Origin of the sequence: Saccharopolyspora soli (assembly GCF_022678645.1) — a bacterium.
Lineage (GTDB): Bacteria > Actinomycetota > Actinomycetes > Mycobacteriales > Pseudonocardiaceae > Saccharopolyspora > Saccharopolyspora soli.
Genome location: NZ_JALBWV010000158.1, coordinates 1 through 1,669 on the forward strand (window position 1 = coordinate 1; position 1,669 = coordinate 1,669).

1 protein-coding gene is annotated in these 1,669 nt (G+C 61.4%); it reads left to right on the plus strand.

Annotated features, from left to right (window positions below):
• On the plus strand, positions 1-1,668 hold a 1,668-nt coding region (locus tag MOQ72_RS44055), incomplete at its 5' end, for a sodium:solute symporter family protein (RefSeq protein WP_242192023.1).
• Between the last annotated feature and the right edge of the window lies 1 nt (position 1,669).

Sequence of the window (1,669 nt, forward strand, 5' to 3'; positions counted from 1 at the left end):
GCCCAGGGTCAGCTTCTCGATGCCAATGCTGTGGATTATGGGTTGTTGGCGTTGTATTTCGTGTTTGTGTTGGGTATTGGGTATGTGGCGCGGCGTGCGGTGTCGACGAGTTTGGATTTTTTCCTGTCTGGGCGGGCGTTGCCTGCGTGGGTGACGGGTTTGGCGTTTATTTCGGCGAATTTGGGTGCGATTGAGATTATCGGCATGTCGGCCAATGGGGCTGAGTATGGTATGCCGACGATGCATTATTTTTGGATCGGTGCGGTGCCTGCCATGCTGTTTTTGGGTGTGGTGATGATGCCGTTTTATTACGGGTCGAGGGTGCGGAGTGTTCCGGAGTTCATGTTGCGCCGTTTTGGGAAGGCGGCGCATTTGGTCAATGGGATCAGTTTCGCGGTGGCGCAGATTTTGATCGCGGGTGTGAATCTGTATCTGTTGGCCAGTATTGTGAATGCGTTGTTGGGGTGGCCGTTGTGGTTGTCGGTGTTGTTGGCGGCGGCGATCGTGTTGTCGTATACGGCGTTGGGTGGGTTGTCGGCGGCGATTTACAACGAGGTGTTGCAGTTCTTCGTGATCGTGGCGGCGTTGTTGCCGTTGACGATCATCGGGTTGGTCAAGGTCGGCGGGGTGTCGGGGTTGGTGGCGAGGGTGACTGCGGGGCCGGGTGGGGCGGAGCAGTTGTCGGCGTGGCCGGGTGAGGAGTTGACCGGGTTCGCCAATCCGGTGTTGTCGGTGGTGGGGTTGGTGTTCGGGTTGGGGTTCGTGTTGTCGTTCGGGTACTGGACGACGAACTTCGTCGAGGTGCAGCGGGCGATGGCGTCGAAGTCGATGTCGGCGGCGCAGCGCACGCCGATCATCGGGGCGTTCCCGAAGATGTTCATCCCGTTCATCGTGATCATTCCGGGGATGATCGCGGCGGTGCTGATCCCGGAGTTGGCGGCCTACAAGCAGACCGGTGCGGGGTCGGTGGACTACAACGACGCGATCTTGTTGTTGATGCGGGATTTGCTGCCCAACGGGATCCTGGGGATCGCGTTGGCGGGGTTGTTGGCGTCGTTCATGGCGGGGATGGCGGCGAATTTGTCGTCGTTCAACACGGTGTTCACCTATGACATTTGGCAGTCGTATGTGGTGCGGGACAAGCCGGATCACTACTACCTGGCCATGGGCCGGTGGGTGACGGTGGGGGCGACGGTGGCGGCGGTGGGCACGGCGTTCATCGCGGCGGGGTATTCGAACCTGATGGACTACCTGCAGCAGTTGTTCTCGTTTTTCAACGCGCCGTTGTTCGCGACGTTCATCCTGGGCATGTTCTGGAAGCGGATGACCGCGCACGCCGGGTGGGCCGGGTTGGTGTTGGGCACGGTCTCGGCGGTGGTGGTGTTCGCGATGTCGGAGACCGGGGTGCTGGATTTGCCCGGACAGGGCGCCAGTTTCGTGGGTGCGGGGGTGGCGTTCGTGGTCGATATCGTGGTCAGCGTGCTGGTGTCGCTGGCCACCCGGCCCAAAGCCGAAGCCGAGCTGGTCGGCCTGGTCTACTCCCTGACCCCCCGCACCAGCCTGCAAGCCGCCACCACCGGCGAAGACGCCGGTTGGTACCGCCGCCCCGGCCTGCTCGCCGGTATCGCCCTCATCCTCATCATCGCCCTCAACATCATCTTCGGCTGAC